The following is a 21,132-nucleotide window of genomic DNA, read 5'->3' on the forward strand; positions in this document are numbered from 1 at the left end:
GGCGAAATCGACATGTAAATACCGGAAAGCTGAGATCCCTTTATGTGCGGTCACATTCCCCTTTACACATCCGTTGGATATGGTGCCAGGCAAAGCTTAGTGCACTCGTTCAATCAGTATTAAGGCTTTACAACGACAGACTTCTCACGCTTGTGGCATGGGTCAGAACAAACAGCTTCTTAAAGCGAACTTGTCGGTTGCAGCATTGTGGGCTGTTCCGGACAAGTATTTTGTGCCCCGAGATTTTGGAGCGGACTCACAAGGTACTGCGTCGCAGCAATTTGGTCAAGGAAAATTCTATAAGAAAAGAAACTTATTTAACTTTACAATGTTATCAAATGACAAGAAAGCACAAAATTCAGGACATAAGCACGTATTTTTGCTAGCATGTGCGCAATTTTGCATGGCCCGCTTCTTTAAAAAGTTCAATGACATTATTCAATGTTCAAGAAGAAGCAGTGCCTGCTATCACAACGTAACTGCCAACAATGGCCACAGACAAAGAATTATCCAGCTTTTTGGAAGGTGTAGAACGTCGCGCTTTCAAACATGCTGTCTATACAGTAAGAAATGAAGAGTCTGCTCTGGACATCGTCCAGGAAGCGATGATCAAGCTCGCCGAAAAATATGGCGACAAGCCGGCCGCAGAATTGCCCATGCTGTTTCAGCGTATACTGCAAAATACCATTCTGGATTTTTTCCGCCGGGAAAAAGTCAGAAACACCTGGGTCAGCTTGTTTTCCAGTATTACACCGTCCAATAACCAGGACGATGACAATTTTGACTTATTGGAAAGTTATGCTGCCGAAGAGGGTTCAGAATCGTCAGAATCCAGTGCCGACAAGATAGAACGTGAGCAAGTTCTCAACATAATTGACGAAGAAATAAAAAAACTTCCAGCACGTCAACGGGAAGCCTTCCTCATGCGTTATTGGGAAGACATGGATGTAGCGGAAACCGCCGCTGCAATGGGTTGCTCAGAAGGCAGCGTCAAAACACACTGCTCCAGGGCGACACACGCATTGGCCGTCACGCTCAAGGCTAAAGGAATTCACCTATGAACTATTCAAAAGAAGCGAAAGACCTTGAGTTTGCTTACAAGGTAAGACGGGCGCTGAATGAGTCAGCGGAAAACCTGCCTGCCCCCACTCTGGACAGGCTGGCACAAGCCCGCAAGCAGGCTTTGGCCCGCAAGAAGCAGGAAGCACCTGTAGCAGTACAGGTATTTAAAGGCGTATTGGCTGGTAATTCTGGCTTTTCTTTCCAGGGACCGGGTTCCTGGATGGGTAAACTGGGTTTAGCCTTGCCCTTGCTGGTATTGATAATTGGCTTGTTGGGCATTTATGAATACGAGCAGCAGCAAAACATTAATGAACTGGCAGATATTGATGCTGCGGTTCTGGTTGATGAATTGCCTCCAGCCGCTTATGTTGATACCGGGTTCAGTGCTTATTTGAACAAAACGGAGGAGTAGTAGTGACGTTTGCGTTAATGCCGAATTCTGTCTTTTTCATTATTCTGTCTCTTGCAATACCGCTGGCTTTTGCCGGCGGTATTTCTGTTCCTGCGTCCAATGCACAAGCCACAAGTAAAGCCAGCACCAGTTTGCTGGGTGGCAGCACCCTGAGCAAGCCGCTGTGGATAGAGCTTAGCGCGGCACAAAAGCTGGCTTTGGCACCGCTGAGCCCGGAGTGGGACAAGATGTCTGAGCTCGGTAAGAAAAAATGGCTGGAGATCGCCAATCGTTATGCAACGATGAAGCCAGATGAGCAGGCCAGACTACAAGAACGTATGCGCGACTGGGTCAAATTGACACCAGAGCAACGTATGGCTGCCCGTGAAAACTACGCAAAATCAACACAACTCAAGCCCGAGCATAAATCCGCCCAGTGGCAGCAATACCAGCAACTGAGCGAAGAAGAAAAAAAACGCCTGGCTGATGAGAATCAAAAAAAGAAAAGTGTAACCAATCTGCCATCGGAATCTGTCAAGAACCCAAAAATTCTGGCACCAATCAAGGTCGGACCTAAACCCGCCTCCACTACTGCACCTGCCGCCAAGGTAGTTACACCGCCTGCCGTTGTCACGGTGGCACCGGCATCAACCGCAATTTATAGCCCCGCATCCAACGTGGCAGATGTAACTGCTGCCAGCATTCCCGCCTCTACAAGCAAGTAATCCTGTGAATTCCGATCTGACCGCACCACTATTACGTCGTCGCCTGATTTGCATGGTCTATGAGGCCATGCTCTTGTTTGGTATCGTTTTTGTCTCCAGCTTTATCTTTGACGTCATCACGCAAAGCAGGCATGCTCTGATGTTACGTCACGCACGCCAGTTCTGGTTGTTTTTGGTGATAGGTGCCTATTTTGTTTTTTGCTGGAGCCGTAGCGGTCAAACCCTTGCCATGCAAACCTGGCGTATCAAGGTGGTTGACCTGGACGGCGGCAAACTCCCTGTCATCAAAGCCGTCGTCCGTTATTGCCTGGCATGGATGTGGTTTTTGCCTGCCATGGCGCTGGACTACCAACTGGGCCTCAAAGAATGGCAAATGGCTGCCGTAGTGATCGTCGGCATGCTGGCCTGGGCTTGCACTGCTCGTTTTGACAAACAAGGGCAATTTCTGCACGACCGTCTGGCCAAGACCAGATTGATTCATATTCCCTCAGAAATTGAGCTGAAAGCACAGTCAAAAGCCTGATACTCTTTTGATGTTGCGTATTCAATGTTATTCTTATGAAATAAATTATCGAGAAGAATGACATGCAACACAAAGCTCCTCGTCGCACCAGGGAACGCATACTTGAGCTATCCCTGCGCCTTTTCAATGAATTCGGTGAGCCCAATATCACCACGACCGTGATTGCCGAGGAAATGAATATTTCCCCAGGCAATCTCTATTATCATTTTCGCAATAAAGACGATATCGTTAATTCCATCTTCGTGCAGTTCGAGGCAGAAATTAACAAGAAGCTGGCTTTCCCCGAAGGGCGCAAAGCTAATATTCAGGATATCTGGACTTACCTGCACCTGACCTTTGAGCTGGTCTGGCGTTATCGCTTTTTCTATCGCGACCTGAATGATTTGCTGTCCAGGAACCGCAAGCTGGAACTGAACTTCAAAGAAATACTGACGCACAAAATCAAGGTAGCGACCGAGCTGTGTAACGGCCTGCGCGCTGACGGCGAGTTTGAGGCCAGCGACATTGATATTGATGCCCTGGCCACTAATATGGTAGTAGTGGCAACTTACTGGCTGTCGTATGAATATGTACGCAATCCGCGCAAGTATACTGAACTGCAAACCATGTCAGAGTCGCTGGCACGTGGCTGCTACCAAGTGATTGTGCTGATCAGCCCTTACCTGCGCGGCGAAACCAAGAACGTCTTCGAAAAACTGTCGCAAGACTATTTGCGCAAGATCAATCCCGCATGAAGAATATTTGCGTTTATTGCGGCTCCTCTCCCGGCATCACTGACGACTACGCTATTGCAGCACACCAACTGGCTGCCGAACTGGTCAGGCAAAACCTTGGCCTGGTGTACGGCGGCGGCAATGTCGGCCTCATGGGAGTGATCGCTGATGAAGTCATGCGACTGGGTGGCAGAGTTACGGGCGTCATCCCCAAAGCGTTGATGGATAAGGAAGTCGGCCATACCGCCCTCACCTCGCTGCATATCGTTGCCAATATGCATGAACGCAAAGCCATGATGGCAGACTTGTCTGATGCCTTCATCGCCATGCCTGGCGGTATAGGTACGCTGGAAGAATTATTTGAAGTGCTGACCTGGTCACAATTGGGTTTTCATGAAAAGCCGGTTGGTTTATATAATATCAATGATTTTTACCGGAAATTGCATGATTTTCTCTTGCACACGGTAGAACAGGGCTTCTTGCGCCCTGCACACCTGGATTTGCTGTATATAGAAACTGACCCAGCCCAGCTCTTGCAAAAATTTGCAAGCTATCGCCCCATGCACGTGAAAAAATGGCTGGAAGTCAAAGACCTGTGATTTCTCTGCACGCCTGAAGCTTTACTCAAGGGCCAAAACCATATGACAAGGCCAAAAGCAGAGTAAAATGCGGCTTCATCCGACTTTTCGTGTTTATTTCAAATTATGAAATTCTCCAAGCAATTCTCGTTGTACGAATCCGAAGCAACCAACTTCATCAAAGACCTGAAAAAAGCGAATCCCGCACTTGAGCAAAGCCAGCGTGATGGCCGTGCCCTGTTATGGGACAAGCAGGCAATTGATCTGGATACGCAAAAACGCAACCAGGAATCGCGCATCAATCAGCAAGCCTACGTGTATCAAAACAAAGGCTGATGCAGCCTGCCTTGATACCCTGATCAATCCGGAAAGCTTGTGAGCACCACAGCAGCGTTAACCCCAACCGATTTACCTTTGGTTGGCGCAACCGACAGCACGCCTGATGTTGTCGATGGTTTGGCATTTGCCAAACTCTATGGCGAGCCGCTCTTCAAGCTGCCGAATGACCTGTACATCCCACCCGATGCGCTGGAAGTATTCCTGGAAGCCTTTGAAGGCCCGCTGGATTTGCTGCTGTACCTGATACGCAAGCAAAACTTCAATATCCTTGATATCCCGATGGCGCAAGTCACACTGCAGTATTTGCAGTATGTCGATCAGATACGCAAACACAATCTGGAACTGGCTGCCGAATATCTGCTGATGGCCGCCATGCTCATCGAGATCAAATCACGCATGCTGCTGCCCTCCAACAAGAGCGCAGATAGTGAAGAGGCTGATGATCCGCGCGCAGAACTGGTGCGCCGCCTGCTTGAATACGAGCAGATGAAGCTGGCTGCTTACGATCTCAATGCAGTGCCGCAACTGGGCCGCGACTTTTTGCATGCCCAGGTATTTGTCGAGCAAAACACCGTGCTGCACTGGCCGCATGTCGACATAGCTGACCTGCAATCTGCCTGGGCTGATGTATTGAAGCGCGCGACTCTTGTCGCCCATCACAAAATCAGCCGCGAAGAACTGTCGGTACGTGAACACATGACAGGTATTTTGCGCAAGCTGCAGTCATCCAAGTTTGTTGAATTCTCCGACCTGTTTGATGTCAGCCGTGGTGCGCCGGTGCTGGTCGTGAATTTTGTCGCCCTGCTTGAGCTAGCCAAAGAAACCTTGATAGAAATCACCCAGGCAGAAGCCTTTGCACCTATCTACGTGCGCCTGGCGTATTCACCAGCCTGATCACAAGAATAAAACTATTCCCCACTAAAGAGCCGTAACATGAAAATCATTTCCTCAATAGAAGAATTGCGCGACCAGTTGAGTGGACAATTGCGTACCGCATTTGTACCGACCATGGGCAATTTGCATGAAGGGCATCTCTCTCTGATGCGGCTGGCAAAAAAACATGGCGATCCGGTAGTCGCTTCGATTTTCGTGAATCGCCTGCAATTTGGCCCGAATGAAGACTTCGACAAATACCCGCGCACTTTCCAGGCTGACGTAGAGAAACTGGAAAAAGAAGGCGTGTATGTCCTGTTTGCACCAACTGAAAAAGACTTGTATCCAGAACCGCAGGAATACCGCGTGCGCCCACCGGATGATCTGGGCAACATACTCGAAGGTGAGTTCCGTCCCGGCTTCTTTACCGGCGTAACCACCGTTGTACTGAAATTGTTTTCCTGCGTACAACCACGCGTTGCAGTCTTTGGCAAAAAAGATTATCAGCAGCTTATGATAGTGCGCAATATGAGCAAGCAATTTGCCCTGCCTACCGAAATCATCGCCGCGGAAACTTTCAGGGCAGAAGATGGCCTGGCCCTGTCTTCCCGCAATATGTATCTCTCGGCAGAAGAGCGGGCCGAAGCACCTGCCTTGTACAAAACACTCAATGAAGTTGCAGAAGAAGTGCGCGCCGGCCATCTGGATATGTTTGAACTTGAACGTCAGGCCATGGCAAAACTGGCGGCCCGTAACTGGAAACCCGATTACATCTCGATACGCAAACGCGCCGATCTGCAACCACCTTCTGCTGGTGATATCGCCCAGCAATCACCGCTGGTTGTGGTGGCGGCTGCCAAACTGGGTGGCACGCGACTGATCGACAATCTGGAAATTTGATGCGTCGCTTTCAATTGCTAACAGGCTGCCTTGCACTTGCAAGCTGCCTTATCGTGAGCCTGGCCTTACCTGTTGCTGCCCATGCATCCATCACGGTACTGGATGATGCACAACGCCAGGTCACTGTAGAGAAACCCGCGCAACGCATCGTCAGCCTGGCGCCGCATATTACCGAGATGCTGTTCGAGGCTGGTGCGGCAAATAACATCATCGCAGTGACCGATTACAGCGACTATCCCGAGGCGGCAAAAAAACTGCCTTCGATAGGCAATATTTTCGCACTGGACCTGGAGCGCCTGCTCTCCCTCAAACCAGATCTGGTCATTGTCTGGGGTACGGGCAATGCCAAAATCCTGGCCAATAAATTGCGCAGCAATCACATCACTGTCTTTGAAAGTGAGCCCCATAATTTTGAAATGGTGGCAACATCAATAGAAAGACTGGCGACATTGGCTGGCACTGAAAGTACTGGCAAAACCAATGCCCAAAAGTTCAGGCAGCGTCTCGATAATCTGCGCAAGACTTATCAATTGCCAAGCGGGGCGACACCGGTAAGCGTGTATTATCAAATGATACGCAGGCCATTGATGACTATCAATGACACGCATATGGTGTCCGACTCCATACGTTTGTGCGGCGGCAAAAATGCATTTGGCCAGCTCAAAGAATTGAGCTCCACCATCACCAATGAAGCAGTGCTGGCGGCGAACCCTGATGTCATCTTCAGCAGCGGTGAAAATATCGACAGCATGGCAGACTGGAAGCAATACCCCATCCTGACAGCCGTAAAGAAAAACAACTTCTACACAGTCAAAGGTGACTGGCTGAATCGCGCCGGGCCGCGCATACTCGATGGTACCGAAGCTCTATGCAAGCACCTGGCCACAGCAAGAAGCAAATAGGCGCTGGCAGCAAACAATTTCTATTCAAGCGATAATGTTTGTCTTGCTTGCTGCCGCAAGCCTTACAGATTGATTGCTACTCATGCGCCAAGGTATTTTGTTTGCAGGCTCCGCGTATTTCCTCTGGGGCCTGTTCCCCATTTATTTCAAAACCCTGCACGACGTCCCTGCCCTGGAAATCTTGCTGAACCGCATGCTGTGGTCATTGCTATTCCTGGTTGGTGTTCTGACCTGGCGCAAGCAATGGGCCTGGGTCAGCACAGCAATCAGGCAACCAAAACTGATAGGTGGTTTTGCACTCAGTGCCGTGCTTTTATCTGCCAACTGGTTCGTCTATATCTGGGCCGTCAATCATGGCCACATCGTTGATGCCAGCCTTGGCTATTTCATCACGCCTCTCGTCAATATCCTGATAGGCTCAGTATTGCTGCGCGAGAAACTGCGCCCTGGTCAATGGCTATCTGTGGCATTAGCAGCTGTGGGCGTCGCCTGGCTGACGGTGCAGACTGGCCATTTGCCATGGATAGGCCTGGTGCTGGCAGCGACTTTTGGCACTTACGGCTTGCTGCGCAAGACTTCTGCACTGGGTGCACTGGAAGGCTTGTCACTGGAAACTGCCCTGCTCTTTCCATTTGCCTTTGGCTGGCTATGCTGGATGACTTTGCAAGGACAAAACAGCTTCATCGCCAGTAGCGTGGATATCAAAATGCTGTTGCTCATCAGTGGCCCGATTACTGCCATTCCCTTGTTGTTATTTGCTGCAGGTGCCCGTCGCATACCGATGACGACACTGGGATTACTTCAATACATTTCACCACTGGTGCAGTTATTGCTCGGCGTGTGGCTATATCACGAACCTTTTGACTCCAACAAACTGGCGGGCTTTATCGCCATCTGGGCTGCGCTGATCGTCTATTCGGCTGAAGGTTTGTGGCGCAACTTCCGTACTGTCAAAATGGAAGTAAAGCCAGGCAGCTAAGCGCCAATTGCCGCAAAAAGGCTATATAAATGGTTTCGTGTTAAACTGCAGCCTACGCTAGGGGTCCTGGAAATAATATTTCCGGGTGAGAGAGTCCCTTCTACCTGATCTGGATAATGCCAGCGAAGGGAAGCGCAAAGTCCCGGTCCCTCCTGCTTCTTTGTTTGCTCCCGCGCTGTCATCCACAACGCATTAAAAGCAAACCAAGAGCACACCATGTCTGACTTTACTGTACGCCCCACCGTCATCGCCCTCTCCATCGCCCAGGCTTGCCTGTTGCTATCATCTGCGCATGCCCAAAATACACCTGGCAATGATAAATCGCTGCCAGAAGTGACGATCACAGGCAGCAAGGGTACCGAAACCAAGGTCGAACGCAGCAAGGTCACAGGCTTTATTGATGCGGCATTGCTGGATACGCCTAACTCAGTCAATGCCTTCAGCGTAACGCAGATGCAGGACCTGCGCATACGCCAGACCACGGATGCGATGAAATATGATGCCAGTGTCAATGATGCGTATAACGCCATTGGTTATGCCGAGCAATTCTCGATACGTGGCTTTGCCCTGGATAATTCCAGCAGCTACCGCAAGGACGGTTTTGCCATTCCTGGTGATGCTTCCATTCCTTTGGAAAATAAGGAGCGTGTAGAAATACTCAAGGGCATAGCAGGCTTCCAGGCCGGCTTTGGCACACCAGGCGGCATCATTAATTATGTGACCAAACGCCCTGCCAGCTATGCAGTTCGCTCTGCCACATTTGAAATCAGCGAGCGCGGCACTGTATATGGCGCCGCCGATATTAGCGACAATTCCAGCGACAAGCAATTTGGCTTCCGCATCAATGCAGCGGGTGAACGCCTGCGCTCTTATGTCAAAGGCGCCGACGGTAACCGCCAATTTGTCTCTGCCGCATTTGACTGGCACATCACACCACAAGCCCTGTTGCAAATCGATGCTGACTACCAGCACAAATCGCAATTGTCGGTACCAGGTTTTCAATTATTCAATGGCACTGAATTGCCGCGTGGTGTACCTGCTGACTTGATGCTGAATGCCCAGCCGTGGGCAAGACCGGTAGATACCCGTAACAGCAATCTGGGTCTGCGTTTTGAATACCAGATCAATGCAGACTGGCGCGCCAGTGTCTCTGCCAACAAGCATGAATTCAAGCGCGACGACTACACAGCCTTCCCATACGGCTGTGGTGCCGCCAATCTGTATCCAGGCTATTGCGCGAACGGTGACTATGATGTGTATGACTACCAAAGCGTAAATGAGTCCAAATCACTGTGGGGTACGCAGGCCCTGTTGAATGGCAAATTCAATGTGGGTGGCATGCAGCACGAACTGGCTGTTGGTCTTAGCAATTCACAGCGTAAAGATTATTTTGGTGACTATGTGTATGACTATGCTGGCAGCAGCAATTTGTTCCGCCCTGTCAGCGTAATGCCATCGGCAAATAAAACAGGCCCGGTCTTCTTGCGTCGCACTGACAAGGAATGGTCAGCATTTGTACAAGACATTATCAGCCTGCAAGACAATCTGAAGTTGCATCTGGGTCTGCGTCATCTGAATATCTCGCGCACGCAATTCGATAATCCTGGCTATGACCAGAACAAGTTCCTGTCGACGGTCGCATTGGTATTCAAACCAGTACAGCAAGTTTCTGTATACGGCAGTTTTGCGCAAGGCCTGGAACATGGTGGTATCGCCCCTTTTGGCACCAGCAATGAAAACAAAATGCTGAACCCGGGCAAATCCACACAAATTGAATTTGGCGTGAAGGCAGATGTGCAGCGTGACCTGAGCCTGTCTGCAGCCATCTTCCGCATCAAGAAGCCCCTGGAATATACCAATAGCAGCAATACCTACGTCAGCAATGGTGAAGCCCTGCATACCGGTCTGGAGCTCTCTGCCCAGGGCAAGCTGACCTCACAATTGAATCTGGGTGCCAGCCTGACTGCACTGGATGCCAAACAGCAAAACACCGGCATCAGCAGCCTGGACGACAAACGTGTCATGAATGTGCCACGCTTCAAATCGACTGTGTATGCTGATTATGTAGTGGCTGAAGTCAAGAGTTTGAATGTGAATGCAAGTTGGCAATATGCCAGCAGCAAGGCATTCAGCCCGGACAACAGCGTTACCGTGCCTGGCTATCATGTCGTCAATCTGGGTGCGCGCTATGCAACGCAAATTGGTGGTACTGCCACTACCCTGCGCTTTAATATCGATAATGCGCTGGACAAGTTTTACTGGCGTGATGTGACGCAATCACTGGGTGGGTATTTATTCCCTGGTGCTCCACGTACTTATAAAGTGTCGGCACAATTCGATTTCTGATACAGCATGCCTTGCTCAAAAAGCGATGCCAGTTTATCTGGCATCGCTTTTTTATTGCCCGCAGTACTGCTATTTAATACTTTTCAGTCTATACGTGGCATTAGATACAGACTATGTCATCCTTAAGGCTCGCATTCAAGCAAACCTATGGGTAAGGACATGATGAATACCTTCAAGTATATTTTTGTGATCGCAGGCAGCCTGCTCGCCAGCCTTGCAAGCGCGGAAGAAGTATTGAAATGCCGCGCCAGTTTCCCCGATTTTGGGAATGGCAAACGGCAGTTTGAAATACGGATAGACAAACTGGCAGATGGCAGGCTCGCAGGGGAAATTGACGGCAAGCCCGCCAATCCGGATATAAAGATGAAAGAGTATTTGATATCGCCTGCACTGGACTATGAGACAGACCCCTATTCAGCCGCCTTTGGCAAGCTCAATGAGGCAGAGACGTCCCTCATTCATATCCATAAATTGCAGCAAAACCCCTATGCCGGAGAAAAGCCACTCGTCTCATTCCCTTTAAAAGAAGTGAGCAAGGTTCATTATTACGATATGGTGGGCGGGGCGGGTAGTAAAGCCAACAAATTTGGCGGCACTGTAATTTTTGAAGTCTATAACAAGTCAGGCAAACGCCTGGGCCGCGTATTCAGGTCCATCATGGTCGCTGACTGCATTTGATTGCGCCCCTTGCCCAGCACAATCGTGAAGGCAAGGAATGAGAAGCAAGGCGCTGGAAAAATTACACGTTTGCCCTGACCAGAAAATCTATGCCTATCTCACGCCAGGCTTCAATTTCTTTTTGCAGCCAGTAAGCAACTGTAGGGTGGACGCTGACCCAGTCGCGTTTCATTTCCAATTCAACCCTGCCCTTCATCTTCAGGCGCACATCTTCAAAATCAATTTCTGCGCGTGAATGCATGAGCATCACTGCCAGGCGCAGTGCCAGCACTGCCTTGGCAAAATCCTGGTCAGCCAGGCCATCGCCGACTTTGCGCAGATTACCTTTCTGACTGAGGATGAGCTTGCTCATCACTCTTTGCTCGCGCGTGGTAAAGCCCGCCATATCAGCGTTCTCTATCATGTAAGCACCATGCTTGTGGTAGCCGGTATGCGAGATCGCCATGCCGACTTCATGCAAGGTCGCACTCCATTGCAATAAGCGCACATAAGTGTCGCCAGCAGGTTTCAATTGCAGATACAGGGACTTCACCATATCCGCCACCCGGTTTGCCCGGGACATATCTGTACGGAACAAATTGGCAAACGACTGCACGGCAACTTCGCGGCGATCACGCTTGGTTGCGCGCAAATACAAATCCCACATCACCCCCATGCGCAGACCGGCTTCTATCGGTAGCAAGACACTGATGTTAAATTCCGTCATGAGACCGATGAGTATGGCCAGGCCACCAACCACCATGGCGACACGCTCAGGTTTGATACCGCTTAGTTCAAGCTGGTCTAACTGTCCGCATTGCACGCAATATTGTTTGAGGGCATTCAGGCTCTTCAGTGTCAAGGTACCGTCACCCAAGCCACCCTTGCTGATGGCATCAGAAATTGCCCGCATCGTGCCTGAGGAACCATAAGCCTTGCGCCAGTGTTGCGGCTGGTAAGGTGGCGCTGCATCTTCAAACATGGAGCGGGCGGACAGGATGGCTGCTTCAAATGCAGCATCCGTCAAACGTCCATCCGGAAAAAAGCTGGCGCTGTGCTTGACCGTGCCTATGCTGAAGGATTCTACCTTCAGTATCTCATGCCCATGTCCGAGAATCACCTCAGTCGAACCACCACCGATATCAAGGACAAGACGACGCTCGCCGGGTATCGCCACTGCATTCGATACACCGATGTAAATCAGGCGACCTTCTTCCTCGCCAGAAATCACTTCGATAGGGCAACCTATGGCAGCCTCGGCCAGTGGCAATAATTGCGCAGCATTTTTTGCGATGCGTATGGTGTTGGTGGCGACTACCCGCAGGCTTTCTACCGAATAGGCATTCAGGATTTCACGAAAGCGCGCCAGGCAATTGATCGCTTTTTGCATGGCCTCTGGCGTCAGGTTGCCATTCTTGTCCAGCCCTGCTGCAAGGCGTATGGGGTCGCGCGCGCTTTTGATAACTTTGATGACATCGCCTTCATGCCTGGCAATGTGCATGCGAAAACTGTTGGAACCCAGATCAACGGCGGCCAGCATGCTTTTTATCCTTTACTGAGTATGAATGTAGTCATTAAAAAAACGCATAGAAAAACCAGATGGATTACAGAATAAGCATAAATGATATTAATCATTTTTTATGACCATACAGTGACCTTGTCAAACTGCGGTGGTCAGTGCACCACAAATCTCAGGGCTGCACAAAAAATCTTCTCTGCATTGCTTCCAGACCAGTCGTTTTTAATACTTCAGCAAGGCGCTCTGCGGGTCGCCTTGCTGGCAAACCCTTGTACTCTGCCACGATCAGCTCATTCTTCATCGAATGCTCCCATCCTACCAGTTCTGTGACCCTGACCTGATATCCGTGCGCTTCCAGTTGCAAACAACGCAGCACATTGGTGATCTGGCTACCAAATTCACGCGTATGGATAGGGTGACGCCACATTTCTGACAAAGGATTATTCTTTACTGCATCGCCCTTGGACTTGCGCAACTCCGCTGCCACTTCTGCCTGGCAGCATGGCACCAGCACCATGAACTGGGCTCTTTTCTTGAGAGCAAACTGTATCGCATCATCAGTAGCCGTATCACAGGCATGCAAGGCAGTGACGATATCGATTTTTTCTGGCAAGGCAGATGAAGTAATCGAATCGGCAACAGACAAATTCAAAAAAGACATACCGGGAAAATCCAGGCGTTGTGCCAGTTCGGTGGAACGCTGCACCAGCTCATCACGGGTTTCTATGCCATAAATCCTGGCCTTGCTTTGCGCCTGCTCTGATTTAAAGAACAAGTCATACAGGATGAAGCCAAGATAAGACTTGCCAGCACCATGATCCACCAGACTGATATCGGCATGGTCTTGCTGCAATTTCTGCAATAGAGGTTCTATAAATTGGTAAAGATGATAAACCTGCTTGAGCTTGCGACGGCTATCCTGATTCATCTTGCCATCACGCGTCAGGATGTGCAGCTCCTTGAGCAATTCCAGCGACTGGCCAGGACGTATCTCATGCTTTTCCTGGGTCTCAGGCGTGGCCTGCTTGTTTGCGCTGCCAGATTTCTTTTTCATGGTAATAAGCTCACTCAAGGGATAAGGGCATGATAGTCCCTCGATGAATAATATGACATAAGGCGCACACGAAACAGCCTTAGCATCCATTGCGCTTTATGGCGAGTATGCCATCAGTCGTGATACAAAAACAAAAAAGGACTCAGGTATGACACCTGAGTCCTTTGTTTTGGTAGGCCGTGCGGGATTCGAACCTGCGACCAACGGATTAAAAGTCCGCTGCTCTACCAGCTGAGCTAACGACCCAAAACTGCTACATACTGCTAAAAAATTTAAAGACTTAGTAGTGCGACCTAAGTCTTTGGTATTCGTGGTAGGCCGTGCGGGATTCGAACCTGCGACCAACGGATTAAAAGTCCGCTGCTCTACCAGCTGAGCTAACGACCCGAAAGACCGAAATTATAGTGTGTTTCGGGCACCCTGTCAACGCCGACTAAGGAATAAGAAACTATAGGCCAATCAGGCTGGCCTTATTTGATCGCCCTCTCATAGGAAAGCGAGGTCCGCAAGAGCAGCACCGGGCCGTCGTCATTATGCAACGGCCGCTATGAAACCTGGCTTACTTCAATGCGGCCAAACGGCTCTTGGCTGCCTGGGCAGCTTCAGTATCCGGGTATTTAGCCAACACGCTTTCCAGTACCTTTTTGGCAGCGGGTTTTTCTTTGAGTTCGATATGGCAGGAAGCGATATTCAATAAGGCATCTGGTGCCTTGGGATGATCAGGATAATTTTTTACCACTTGTTGCATGTTCAGGATCGTATTGCGGAAATCACGCTGCGCGAAGTAAGAGAAGCCCAGCCAGTATTGTGCAGATCCGGCAAATGCAGATTGCGGATAATTAGTGAGGAAGTTAGTAAAAGCCGGTGCTGCCGCCTTATAGTCACCCGCCTTGAACAGGGCCATGGCCGCATCAAAAGTACGCTGCTCATTGACGTCTACCGTCGCCTCTTGTCCGTCAACAGTCATGCGCTTGGGTTCGAGCTTGCGCACGCGGTTATCGAGGTCCACGTAAAAGTCTTGCTGGCGTTTTTGGGTATTTGCAAGGTCATTCGACAAGACTTCTATCTGACCGCGCAATTTGGAAATCTCTGCGCGCAACGCTTCATTTTCATTTGCCAGTTCCAGAGCAGTGCCCTTGTCTGCCTTGGTTTCCAGTTTGGAATCGAGCCTGGCATTGACCGCATCCACTTTTGCCCGCAAGTCGAGTATGGCTTTGCGCGCTTCATCATCGTCAAAAATACCGGCAGATGCCATGGAAGGCAAAAATGCGCAAGACAGCGCGGCAGCAAGAATGGTAGTGCGTATGGAATTGAGTTTCATGGCAATCTGAAAAAATGGATACGCACTGCACCTTCAAATCAAAGATGCAGCGCCAAATGCAAAGAAAGCCTCAATTGAGGCTTTCAAACGCGAGATTACTTGTACAGAATATCGGAACGACGATTTTCTGCCCAGGAAGCTTCATCGCTACCTGTTGCCTTTGGTTTTTCCTTGCCCAAAGAAACTGCTTCGATCTGCGCATCGGAAACACCCAGCAATGTCAGGGATTTGCGTACTGCTTCTGCACGCTTTTGACCCAGCGCAAGATTGTATTCACGGCCACCGCGCTCATCCGTATTACCCTGGATGAGGATATTGCGGTTTTTGTTTGTACTGAGGAACTTGGCATGTGCGTCGATCACTGGCTTGAATTCTTCTTTTACAGCATAGCTGTCATAGTCAAAATACACGCTACGTTTGGCCAGTGCACCTTGTGTCAATGGATCGACAGTTGCAGTGACTTGTTTCACTGTATTCGTATCTGTGTTGGATGCTGTTGTCGTAGTCGTAGATTTGTCTTCGACTTTCTTGTCTTCCAGAGGAACTTTGGAAGCGCAAGCTGTCATCAGAACAACGCTGGAAATCAAGATTGCCAGGGTTTTGGATTGGGATGTAGTACGCATTTTCTCTCCTGATTTAAAATAGATAAGCAATTAGTCAATACCGCTTATTTCATGAAAGGACCCCAGGTGGGCTCCCGAATATCTCCGGCCTGGACCGTCAATTTCTGTTTCACCTTGCCATCAATAGACACTACTGCGAGCGCGCCACGACGGCCAGACTCGGTTGCGTACATAATGTAACGTCCATTTGGTGAAAAACTAGGTGACTCGTCCTTGGTGGTATCAGACAGTCTTAATTCCTGGCCGCTGGCCAAGTCCAATGCATATAACTGGAACTTGCCATCACGACGTGAAATATAAGCCAAAGTCTTGCCGTCAGGGGATATTCTTGGGGTGATATTATACGTGCCGTTAAAAGTTACACGTTTAGGTTCACCGCCACTAACACTAATTTTATAGATTTGCGGACCGCCACTGCGGTCGCTCAGGAAGTAAATCGACTGGCCATCTGCAGAAAACTGCGGCTCAGTATCAATCGAAGAACTGGTCGTCAATTTTTGCAGGTTACCGCCATTGGCATTCACTGTAAAAATCTGGGTCTGACCATCACGCGACAATGCGACCGCCAGTTTACTGCCGTCATGCGACCATGCCGGAGCTGAGTTATTACCTTTGAAATTAGCAACTTCAGTTCTTTCACCCGTGATGAGGTTTTGCACCAGAATTACAGGTTTACGCTTTTCAAAGGACACATAGGCAACCTTGGTGCCGTCTGGTGACCATGATGGGGAGATGATAGGTTCAGAAGAACGCAAGGCGATTTTAGTACCTTCACCATCGGCATCCGCCACTTCCAGACGATATTCAGAACCAGCCTTGGTCACATAGGCGATGCGGGTAGAAAAAATACCGCGTACGCCAGTCAGTTTTTCATAGATGTCATCTGCAATCCTGTGTGCAGTCAGACGTACATTGGTTGGTGGTGCAGTCACAGAGAAACCGGACAAGGTACTGGATTTAACTGTATCAAACAGCTTGTAACGCACATCAAAACGGCCATCGGCCAGGCTTTGTACGCTGCCGACTACCAGCGCATCTGCCCCTTTGGATTTCCAGTCACCGAAATTGACGACCGCATTTTCATTCAGGACGACATTGGTATCGATAATTTTGAAGTAGCCACTGCGGGTCAAATCATCTCTGATGATGCTGGTCACTTGCTGAGGAGTAAGAGCCTCGTCGGTAAAACCGGCAATAGCGATAGGTATCTGGTTAGAACCTACGCCTGACACTTCTACCCTGATCTGGGCATAAGCTGGGGCAAGGCCCGATAAATTAGCGACAGCAGCGATCACTGCAGTCACGGCAATTTTTTTCAACATGGACATCATCGGAGTTTATTCTTCCTTCATACGATAAACCAGCGTCAGGCTGGAAGGGACTTGACCAGTCTTGTCACGTGGAAAGGGAGCAGACTTTTCTATGCCTGCAGCCACCGCGTCATCGAAACCGGGAATCCCAGAGGATTTAACTTTGCGTATTCCACCACGGAGTGATCCATCTGGCAATAGGTTAATGCTGTATTCCACTGTAGGATTACCGGCCGTGCTGTCAATTCCGCTGAAATTGGTGTTGGATCTGACCTTGGCAGCAATTTTTGCGATATAACTTGGGTCGCCACGGTTGTTTCCGGTGGATTTTTCACTTGTCCCAGAGCCGCCACTACCAGTAGTTGCTGCCTGTTTAGTGACACGAGCCAGTTCATCTTTAAACAGTTTGTCGGTCTTTTCTTTTTCTTTGGCCAGCAATTTCTTTTTCTCTGCCGCTTCCTGAGCCAGTTTTTCTTCCTTACGTTTTTGCTCGGCAAGTTTTTCCTGCTGCTCTTCTTTGCGCTTTTTCTCAGCCAGTTCGCGCTGATGCTCTTCTTCTTTTTTCTTTTCGAGCAATTTACGCTTTTTTTCCTGTGCCAGGGCGATTTCAGGGTCTTCCTGACGCACTTCTTCCTTGACCGGTACAGGCTCTTTCGGTTTTTCTTCTATGATGGGTTCAGGTACGGGAACAGGTTTAGGAGCGGCTTCACGGGTTGTCATGTCCCAGACCTCAGCCTCTGTGGCGCTGGTTTCCTTATTTTGCCAGCGCACACCTATCCACAAAAAACTTAATAAAACAACATGCACGAGGGCGGCCAGTGCGATGGATCGCAATTGCCCTTTCTGATGCTGATGAAGATCCGGATGTGCTTGCTTGGAAACCTGATTCATAGTCCTTAAGACTTTATTTGCCCGACTTGGTTCCGGAAATGTTGACCACGTCAGTGACAAAAAATGCGCATTAAAGTTGTAACAGCTGAAATTATAAACCGCAACTGGCTTTTCCCCCAGAGTTCGTCACAAAGTACGAAGTCTGACATCTATATTAACGCATAACAAAAAACCAATCCGTGTAAAATTTGTAAGCGATTTGCGTATATGCTGGAGAAGATGGGGCAAATATACCCCCACCTGTCCATCTGTTTGCGTGCAGATGATGTTAAAAGTTTCAAAAAAATGATTAATTCACTCAGTGCTGGTTTCGGTGCTGAGATCAGCGCTTATTCATCTCAACGAGCCAAGGAAAATCATGTCACATTTACCTACCCCGGGCGCAGTCATTTATGCCAAGGACTTGAGCAAACTCAGCTGTTTTTACGAACAGCTCTTGCAACCGACCGCAACTCATGCCAATGACGACTACACCATTCTTGAATTGCCACATTTTCAATTAGTTATCCATGCCATACCTGCGCAGATAGCAAGCACTTTTGAGATATCGATTCCGCCGCAGCGCCGCTCAGATACCGCCATCAAATTAATGCTGCCGGTTGCCAGCATCAGCAAAACCAGGAATACGGCTGCCAGCCTTGGCGGGCAAATAGATGGGGCAAATTACGAGTGGGAGTTCCAGCATTGCCGCATCTGTGATGGGCACGACCCTGAAGGCAATGTGATACAGGTCAGGGAACTTTTACCCAGATAAGTGCAATAGCAAGTCTGAGTCTTGCGAGGTGTTTTGAAACTTTAAGTTCTGCCACCTGTCCATTCCATCTTTAGCAGATGGAAGAATAAGATAATGGACAAAGCAAACGAGCTCGGCAAGATCACTATTTCTTTGCACTGGATCACAGCGGTCGTCATTATGACCCTATGTGCTGTGGGCGTATATATGACACGCGCTGAGGCCTGGACTTTATATCCAGTACATAAATCCATGGGCGTACTGATCTTTTTTGTCGCCTTGTTGCGTGTCATCTGGCGCATCAGAAATGGCTGGCCTGCAGCAGCGGCAGATTATTCCCAAATTGAGCAGCGAATGGCAAAGCTCATCAAATGGGTATTGATCATGGCCACGTTAGCCTTACCCATCACCGGCATGCTGTTCTCAGGTGCCAGCGATCATGGCTTTGGCATATTTGGCCTGGTCATCGTACCAACCCAGCATATGCCTGGCGACCCCGACCAGGTATTAGCCTACAGCGAATTCTGGGCAAAAACTGGTGAAAGCCTGCACCAGGCAACTGCCTACATACTGATTGCTGCCATTCTTTTGCATTTGGCCGGCGCGTTCAAACACCACTTCATCGATAAAGATGCCACCTTAAAGCGCATGTTGGGCAAATAATTTATCATATGGAAGAGATATTTATGATGTTGAAAAATTGCTGCATGCATCTTCTTTGAACGCCAACAATTCATTTTTAAAAAGCCGCAACCATGCACCGTGCCATTTCTACGCTAAGACAGCAACTGACAGAGATGAGCTGGTTTGGCTTTCTAAAAATACTGATGATGGTTTTCATTGGCAGTCTCTCGCTGACTCTCGCATTGCCATCACATGCAGCGCTGCTAAAGAAGGTGACGACGATTACCTTGTTGCTCATGATTGTCTTGAAAGACTTGCTGGAAGCACCTGCTGCCATATACAGGGCAAAGGCAAGCCGGCAGCACGGCGGCAATTGGCGGCAATTTCTCGCCGCGCTTCTGCCTCCAGAATTTCCAGCTGTATTGCGCCTGGAGCGCACAATGTGGGCAGGATGCTGGCAATGGCTGACAAGAACCACACCTGCAGCACCTGCCTCAGGCAAGATCTTTGGTTTTTGGGATAAGGGTAGTTACAGCACTATCTTCATAGTCATTCTGCTTGCCCTCGCCACTGAAGTACCATTCTCAGCCCTGATGGTCAGTTTGATAGCACCCGACGCGCATACTCGCACGCTCGTGCATGGCATCATGCTGACGCTGACCATGTATTCCATGGTCTGGTTACTTGGTGACCGTTACTGGGTCAAGAACAGCTGTCATGTATTGACGGCTGACGCCTTGAACCTGCAACTTGGCAGCAGAAGCTCAGGTGTGATTCCTTACGCAGCCATTTGTAGTTGTGAAAGATTTGCTGCCGATGATAAGCAGCCATCATGGAAAAAATTGGATTATCCAGAAAATTCTGTCGTCATCACGCCTTTTGACAAACCAAATCTGCTCATCAGGCTGCATGCAAATGCGCAGGTGCAGATAAATCATTTTCAATTACAAAAAACTGATGTTCAGCAGATTTATCTCTATGTTGACGAACCAGGACAGCTAGCAATGGCGCTACAAACCTGTCTGACAACGCAAGAAATAACTGCACAGTAAAGTGGTCGCCAAAGAATAATGCGATTAAAAGACCTGACAATAGCGGATATCGATGTCTTGCTGGACATGCTCATCGCCTTGGGACATAGTGACGGTGTCGCAGAAATACGCACAGACGCAGCAGCTCTGAAATTGGCGCTATTTGGTGAAAACCCTGCTGTTACCGCCAAATTTATGGTGGCGAATGAAGCTATTGCTGGCTTTGTCATTTACTCTTGGAAATGGGGCACCTTCACAGGCGTGCGCGACATGTATATGCAAGCCATCTACATACGCCCGGAATTTCGCCGTCAGGGTTTGGGGCTCGCCATCCTGCAATACCTTGCCAGTATCGCTGTCGATGAAGGCTGCTCCAGAATAGAATGGCTAACAGTCAGGGACAAACAAATGAGCAAAGAGTTTTATGATTCCATCGGCGCAGTGGAGGCGAGCCACATGATGGTACGCCGTGTACAGGGCGAGGCTTTGCGTAAGCTGGCTGGCTCATCCATGCCCTGAGCTACTCGCTGGCCATAAATCAGGTCAGGCGCTTCAGACGCCGCAAGTACTGACCCGGTGTGCCTACGTTAAGGTAATCCTTGCCATCAAAGACAAAACTACGCTTTTGCACTGTGCCTGTATAGGCACGCATGACATCGGCAAATACATTCATGACTATCGTGCCACCCAGATGAGGGTGATGGGTATCCATTTCCACTGTATAGGTGCCGAAATAGGCATATGGGCTGGCAGTGGCAAAACTGTCTATCAGCAGGGAATGCGGGACTTCCCAGGGTTTTTGTGGTGTCAGCCAGGATGATTGTGGCTGACCACTGAAAGGGTCTACGGGTATCGCCAGAGGCGGATTTTGCGAGATCATCAGGCTGAAGTGGCCGCTCTTGTCATAGACCCAATAACCTGCAGATGGATTGCCCCATGGGTAGGTTTTCTTGGTCGGGTCGCTGGGGTCGTCACCGATATCCCAGGCTTCGACCATTTCCCAGCTACCGATAAGGGTTTGTGCATTGAGGCTCATTT

General features: G+C 49.4%; 24 protein-coding genes, 2 tRNA genes and 1 riboswitch. Of the genes, 17 read left to right on the forward strand and 9 right to left on the reverse strand.

The features are described 5' to 3' along the window. Positions 1-488 precede the first annotated feature (488 nt). From AC07OI_RS05925 to AC07OI_RS05985, 13 genes are all read left to right on the forward strand, one after another. On the forward strand, positions 489-1,061 hold the full coding sequence (locus AC07OI_RS05925) for an RNA polymerase sigma factor (protein WP_492702725.1): 573 nt from the start codon (positions 489-491) through the stop codon (positions 1,059-1,061). Next, on the forward strand, positions 1,058-1,474 hold the full coding sequence (locus tag AC07OI_RS05930; RefSeq protein ID WP_492702724.1) for a DUF3619 family protein: 417 nt from the start codon (positions 1,058-1,060) through the stop codon (positions 1,472-1,474). The genes AC07OI_RS05925 and AC07OI_RS05930 overlap by 4 nt, the downstream gene beginning before the upstream one ends. A 2-nt stretch (positions 1,475-1,476) precedes the next feature. Further along, positions 1,477-2,178 (forward strand): DUF3106 domain-containing protein, encoded by a 702-nt coding sequence (locus AC07OI_RS05935; RefSeq protein WP_495256562.1) that lies wholly within the window; start codon positions 1,477-1,479, stop codon positions 2,176-2,178. A 4-nt stretch (positions 2,179-2,182) separates the two neighbouring features. Then, entirely contained in the window at positions 2,183-2,701 is a 519-nt protein-coding gene (locus AC07OI_RS05940) for an RDD family protein (RefSeq protein WP_492702722.1), read from the forward strand. Positions 2,702-2,763: 62 nt separating this feature from the next. Then, the gene (locus tag AC07OI_RS05945) at positions 2,764-3,435 is read left to right on the forward strand and encodes a TetR/AcrR family transcriptional regulator (protein ID WP_162041829.1); all 672 of its coding nucleotides are present in this window, start codon (positions 2,764-2,766) and stop codon (positions 3,433-3,435) included. Further along, a complete protein-coding gene (locus AC07OI_RS05950) occupies positions 3,432-4,013 on the forward strand; it encodes an LOG family protein (protein WP_495256563.1) in 582 nt (193 codons plus the stop codon). The genes AC07OI_RS05945 and AC07OI_RS05950 overlap by 4 nt, the downstream gene beginning before the upstream one ends. A gap of 105 nt (positions 4,014-4,118) precedes the next feature. Then, on the forward strand, positions 4,119-4,328 hold the full coding sequence (locus tag AC07OI_RS05955; protein ID WP_110253987.1) for a DUF3460 family protein: 210 nt from the start codon (positions 4,119-4,121) through the stop codon (positions 4,326-4,328). Positions 4,329-4,367: 39 nt separating this feature from the next. After that, positions 4,368-5,225 carry a segregation and condensation protein A gene (locus tag AC07OI_RS05960; RefSeq protein WP_495256564.1) on the forward strand — a complete coding sequence of 286 codons (858 nt, stop codon included), beginning with the start codon at positions 4,368-4,370 and terminating at the stop codon, positions 5,223-5,225. 39 nt (positions 5,226-5,264) lie between these two features. Continuing rightward, positions 5,265-6,104 carry a pantoate--beta-alanine ligase gene (gene panC / locus AC07OI_RS05965; protein WP_492702719.1) on the forward strand — a complete coding sequence of 280 codons (840 nt, stop codon included), beginning with the start codon at positions 5,265-5,267 and terminating at the stop codon, positions 6,102-6,104. Next, positions 6,104-7,006 carry a cobalamin-binding protein gene (locus tag AC07OI_RS05970; RefSeq protein WP_495256565.1) on the forward strand — a complete coding sequence of 301 codons (903 nt, stop codon included), beginning with the start codon at positions 6,104-6,106 and terminating at the stop codon, positions 7,004-7,006. Before panC ends, AC07OI_RS05970 begins: the two co-directional genes overlap by 1 nt. Positions 7,007-7,088: 82 nt before the next feature. After that, complete coding sequence (rarD, locus tag AC07OI_RS05975) at positions 7,089-7,985, forward strand: EamA family transporter RarD (RefSeq protein ID WP_495256566.1); 897 nt, start codon at positions 7,089-7,091, stop codon at positions 7,983-7,985. A gap of 49 nt (positions 7,986-8,034) precedes the next feature. Next, a riboswitch (TPP riboswitch) is annotated at positions 8,035-8,133 on the forward strand. 68 nt (positions 8,134-8,201) lie between these two features. Continuing rightward, the gene (locus AC07OI_RS05980) at positions 8,202-10,331 is read left to right on the forward strand and encodes a TonB-dependent siderophore receptor (protein ID WP_495256567.1); all 2,130 of its coding nucleotides are present in this window, start codon (positions 8,202-8,204) and stop codon (positions 10,329-10,331) included. Between the two features lie 159 nt (positions 10,332-10,490). Then, positions 10,491-11,009: a hypothetical protein gene (locus AC07OI_RS05985; protein WP_495256568.1), complete on the forward strand. Its 519-nt coding sequence runs from the start codon at positions 10,491-10,493 to the stop codon at positions 11,007-11,009. Between the two features lie 61 nt (positions 11,010-11,070). Here AC07OI_RS05985 and AC07OI_RS05990 read toward each other — a convergent pair whose 3' ends face one another. The 8 genes from AC07OI_RS05990 to tolA all read right to left on the reverse strand — a co-directional run bounded on the left by AC07OI_RS05990 (position 11,071) and on the right by tolA (position 17,649). Continuing rightward, the gene (locus tag AC07OI_RS05990; RefSeq protein ID WP_495256569.1) at positions 11,071-12,528 is read right to left on the reverse strand and encodes a Ppx/GppA phosphatase family protein; all 1,458 of its coding nucleotides are present in this window, start codon (positions 12,526-12,528) and stop codon (positions 11,071-11,073) included. 151 nt (positions 12,529-12,679) lie between these two features. Beyond that, the gene (locus AC07OI_RS05995) at positions 12,680-13,561 is read right to left on the reverse strand and encodes a class I SAM-dependent methyltransferase (RefSeq protein ID WP_495256570.1); all 882 of its coding nucleotides are present in this window, start codon (positions 13,559-13,561) and stop codon (positions 12,680-12,682) included. Positions 13,562-13,731: 170 nt separating this feature from the next. After that, positions 13,732-13,807, reverse strand: a tRNA-Lys gene (locus AC07OI_RS06000). A 65-nt stretch (positions 13,808-13,872) separates the two neighbouring features. Continuing rightward, a tRNA-Lys gene (locus tag AC07OI_RS06005) sits at positions 13,873-13,948 on the reverse strand. 172 nt (positions 13,949-14,120) lie between these two features. After that, positions 14,121-14,882 (reverse strand): tol-pal system protein YbgF, encoded by a 762-nt coding sequence (ybgF, locus tag AC07OI_RS06010; protein ID WP_492702712.1) that lies wholly within the window; start codon positions 14,880-14,882, stop codon positions 14,121-14,123. Between the two features lie 95 nt (positions 14,883-14,977). Next, the gene (pal, locus tag AC07OI_RS06015) at positions 14,978-15,505 is read right to left on the reverse strand and encodes a peptidoglycan-associated lipoprotein Pal (protein WP_492702711.1); all 528 of its coding nucleotides are present in this window, start codon (positions 15,503-15,505) and stop codon (positions 14,978-14,980) included. A gap of 44 nt (positions 15,506-15,549) precedes the next feature. Next, a complete protein-coding gene (gene tolB / locus AC07OI_RS06020; RefSeq protein WP_495256571.1) occupies positions 15,550-16,827 on the reverse strand; it encodes a Tol-Pal system beta propeller repeat protein TolB in 1,278 nt (425 codons plus the stop codon). 15 nt (positions 16,828-16,842) lie between these two features. Further along, positions 16,843-17,649 (reverse strand): cell envelope integrity protein TolA, encoded by an 807-nt coding sequence (gene tolA, locus AC07OI_RS06025; protein ID WP_495256572.1) that lies wholly within the window; start codon positions 17,647-17,649, stop codon positions 16,843-16,845. A gap of 415 nt (positions 17,650-18,064) precedes the next feature. On the opposite strand from tolA, the gene AC07OI_RS06030 reads away from it, so the two are divergent. The 4 genes from AC07OI_RS06030 to AC07OI_RS06045 all read left to right on the forward strand — a co-directional run bounded on the left by AC07OI_RS06030 (position 18,065) and on the right by AC07OI_RS06045 (position 20,613). Continuing rightward, positions 18,065-18,460 carry a VOC family protein gene (locus AC07OI_RS06030; protein ID WP_495256573.1) on the forward strand — a complete coding sequence of 132 codons (396 nt, stop codon included), beginning with the start codon at positions 18,065-18,067 and terminating at the stop codon, positions 18,458-18,460. Positions 18,461-18,553: 93 nt separating this feature from the next. Continuing rightward, the gene (locus AC07OI_RS06035) at positions 18,554-19,102 is read left to right on the forward strand and encodes a cytochrome b (protein WP_495256574.1); all 549 of its coding nucleotides are present in this window, start codon (positions 18,554-18,556) and stop codon (positions 19,100-19,102) included. A gap of 92 nt (positions 19,103-19,194) precedes the next feature. Further along, positions 19,195-20,115 carry a hypothetical protein gene (locus AC07OI_RS06040; RefSeq protein WP_495256575.1) on the forward strand — a complete coding sequence of 307 codons (921 nt, stop codon included), beginning with the start codon at positions 19,195-19,197 and terminating at the stop codon, positions 20,113-20,115. Positions 20,116-20,133: 18 nt separating this feature from the next. Next, positions 20,134-20,613 (forward strand): GNAT family N-acetyltransferase, encoded by a 480-nt coding sequence (locus AC07OI_RS06045; protein ID WP_495256576.1) that lies wholly within the window; start codon positions 20,134-20,136, stop codon positions 20,611-20,613. 19 nt (positions 20,614-20,632) lie between these two features. Here AC07OI_RS06045 and AC07OI_RS06050 read toward each other — a convergent pair whose 3' ends face one another. Beyond that, positions 20,633-21,130 (reverse strand): lipocalin-like domain-containing protein, encoded by a 498-nt coding sequence (locus AC07OI_RS06050; RefSeq protein ID WP_492702704.1) that lies wholly within the window; start codon positions 21,128-21,130, stop codon positions 20,633-20,635. Positions 21,131-21,132: the final 2 nt, after the last annotated feature.

It is taken from the genome of Undibacterium sp. GW821-FHT07F11 (assembly GCF_059418665.1).

Coding starts and splice junctions, on each gene's coding strand:
- AC07OI_RS05950 (WP_495256563.1), top strand. CDS start 3,432: ATGAAGAATATTTGCGTTTATTGCGGCTCCTCTCCCGGCATCACTGAC.
- tolB (WP_495256571.1), bottom strand. CDS start 16,827: ATGTTGAAAAAAATTGCCGTGACTGCAGTGATCGCTGCTGTCGCTAAT.
- AC07OI_RS05980 (WP_495256567.1), top strand. CDS start 8,202: ATGTCTGACTTTACTGTACGCCCCACCGTCATCGCCCTCTCCATCGCC.
- AC07OI_RS06040 (WP_495256575.1), top strand. CDS start 19,195: ATGCACCGTGCCATTTCTACGCTAAGACAGCAACTGACAGAGATGAGC.
- AC07OI_RS05970 (WP_495256565.1), top strand. CDS start 6,104: ATGCGTCGCTTTCAATTGCTAACAGGCTGCCTTGCACTTGCAAGCTGC.
- AC07OI_RS06050 (WP_492702704.1), bottom strand. CDS start 21,130: ATGAGCCTCAATGCACAAACCCTTATCGGTAGCTGGGAAATGGTCGAA.
- AC07OI_RS06030 (WP_495256573.1), top strand. CDS start 18,065: ATGTCACATTTACCTACCCCGGGCGCAGTCATTTATGCCAAGGACTTG.
- ybgF (WP_492702712.1), bottom strand. CDS start 14,882: ATGAAACTCAATTCCATACGCACTACCATTCTTGCTGCCGCGCTGTCT.
- AC07OI_RS05930 (WP_492702724.1), top strand. CDS start 1,058: ATGAACTATTCAAAAGAAGCGAAAGACCTTGAGTTTGCTTACAAGGTA.
- panC (WP_492702719.1), top strand. CDS start 5,265: ATGAAAATCATTTCCTCAATAGAAGAATTGCGCGACCAGTTGAGTGGA.
- AC07OI_RS05925 (WP_492702725.1), top strand. CDS start 489: ATGGCCACAGACAAAGAATTATCCAGCTTTTTGGAAGGTGTAGAACGT.
- rarD (WP_495256566.1), top strand. CDS start 7,089: ATGCGCCAAGGTATTTTGTTTGCAGGCTCCGCGTATTTCCTCTGGGGC.
- AC07OI_RS06035 (WP_495256574.1), top strand. CDS start 18,554: ATGGACAAAGCAAACGAGCTCGGCAAGATCACTATTTCTTTGCACTGG.
- pal (WP_492702711.1), bottom strand. CDS start 15,505: ATGCGTACTACATCCCAATCCAAAACCCTGGCAATCTTGATTTCCAGC.
- AC07OI_RS05945 (WP_162041829.1), top strand. CDS start 2,764: ATGCAACACAAAGCTCCTCGTCGCACCAGGGAACGCATACTTGAGCTA.
- AC07OI_RS05990 (WP_495256569.1), bottom strand. CDS start 12,528: ATGCTGGCCGCCGTTGATCTGGGTTCCAACAGTTTTCGCATGCACATT.
- AC07OI_RS05955 (WP_110253987.1), top strand. CDS start 4,119: ATGAAATTCTCCAAGCAATTCTCGTTGTACGAATCCGAAGCAACCAAC.
- AC07OI_RS05985 (WP_495256568.1), top strand. CDS start 10,491: ATGATGAATACCTTCAAGTATATTTTTGTGATCGCAGGCAGCCTGCTC.
- AC07OI_RS05995 (WP_495256570.1), bottom strand. CDS start 13,561: ATGAAAAAGAAATCTGGCAGCGCAAACAAGCAGGCCACGCCTGAGACC.
- AC07OI_RS06045 (WP_495256576.1), top strand. CDS start 20,134: ATGCGATTAAAAGACCTGACAATAGCGGATATCGATGTCTTGCTGGAC.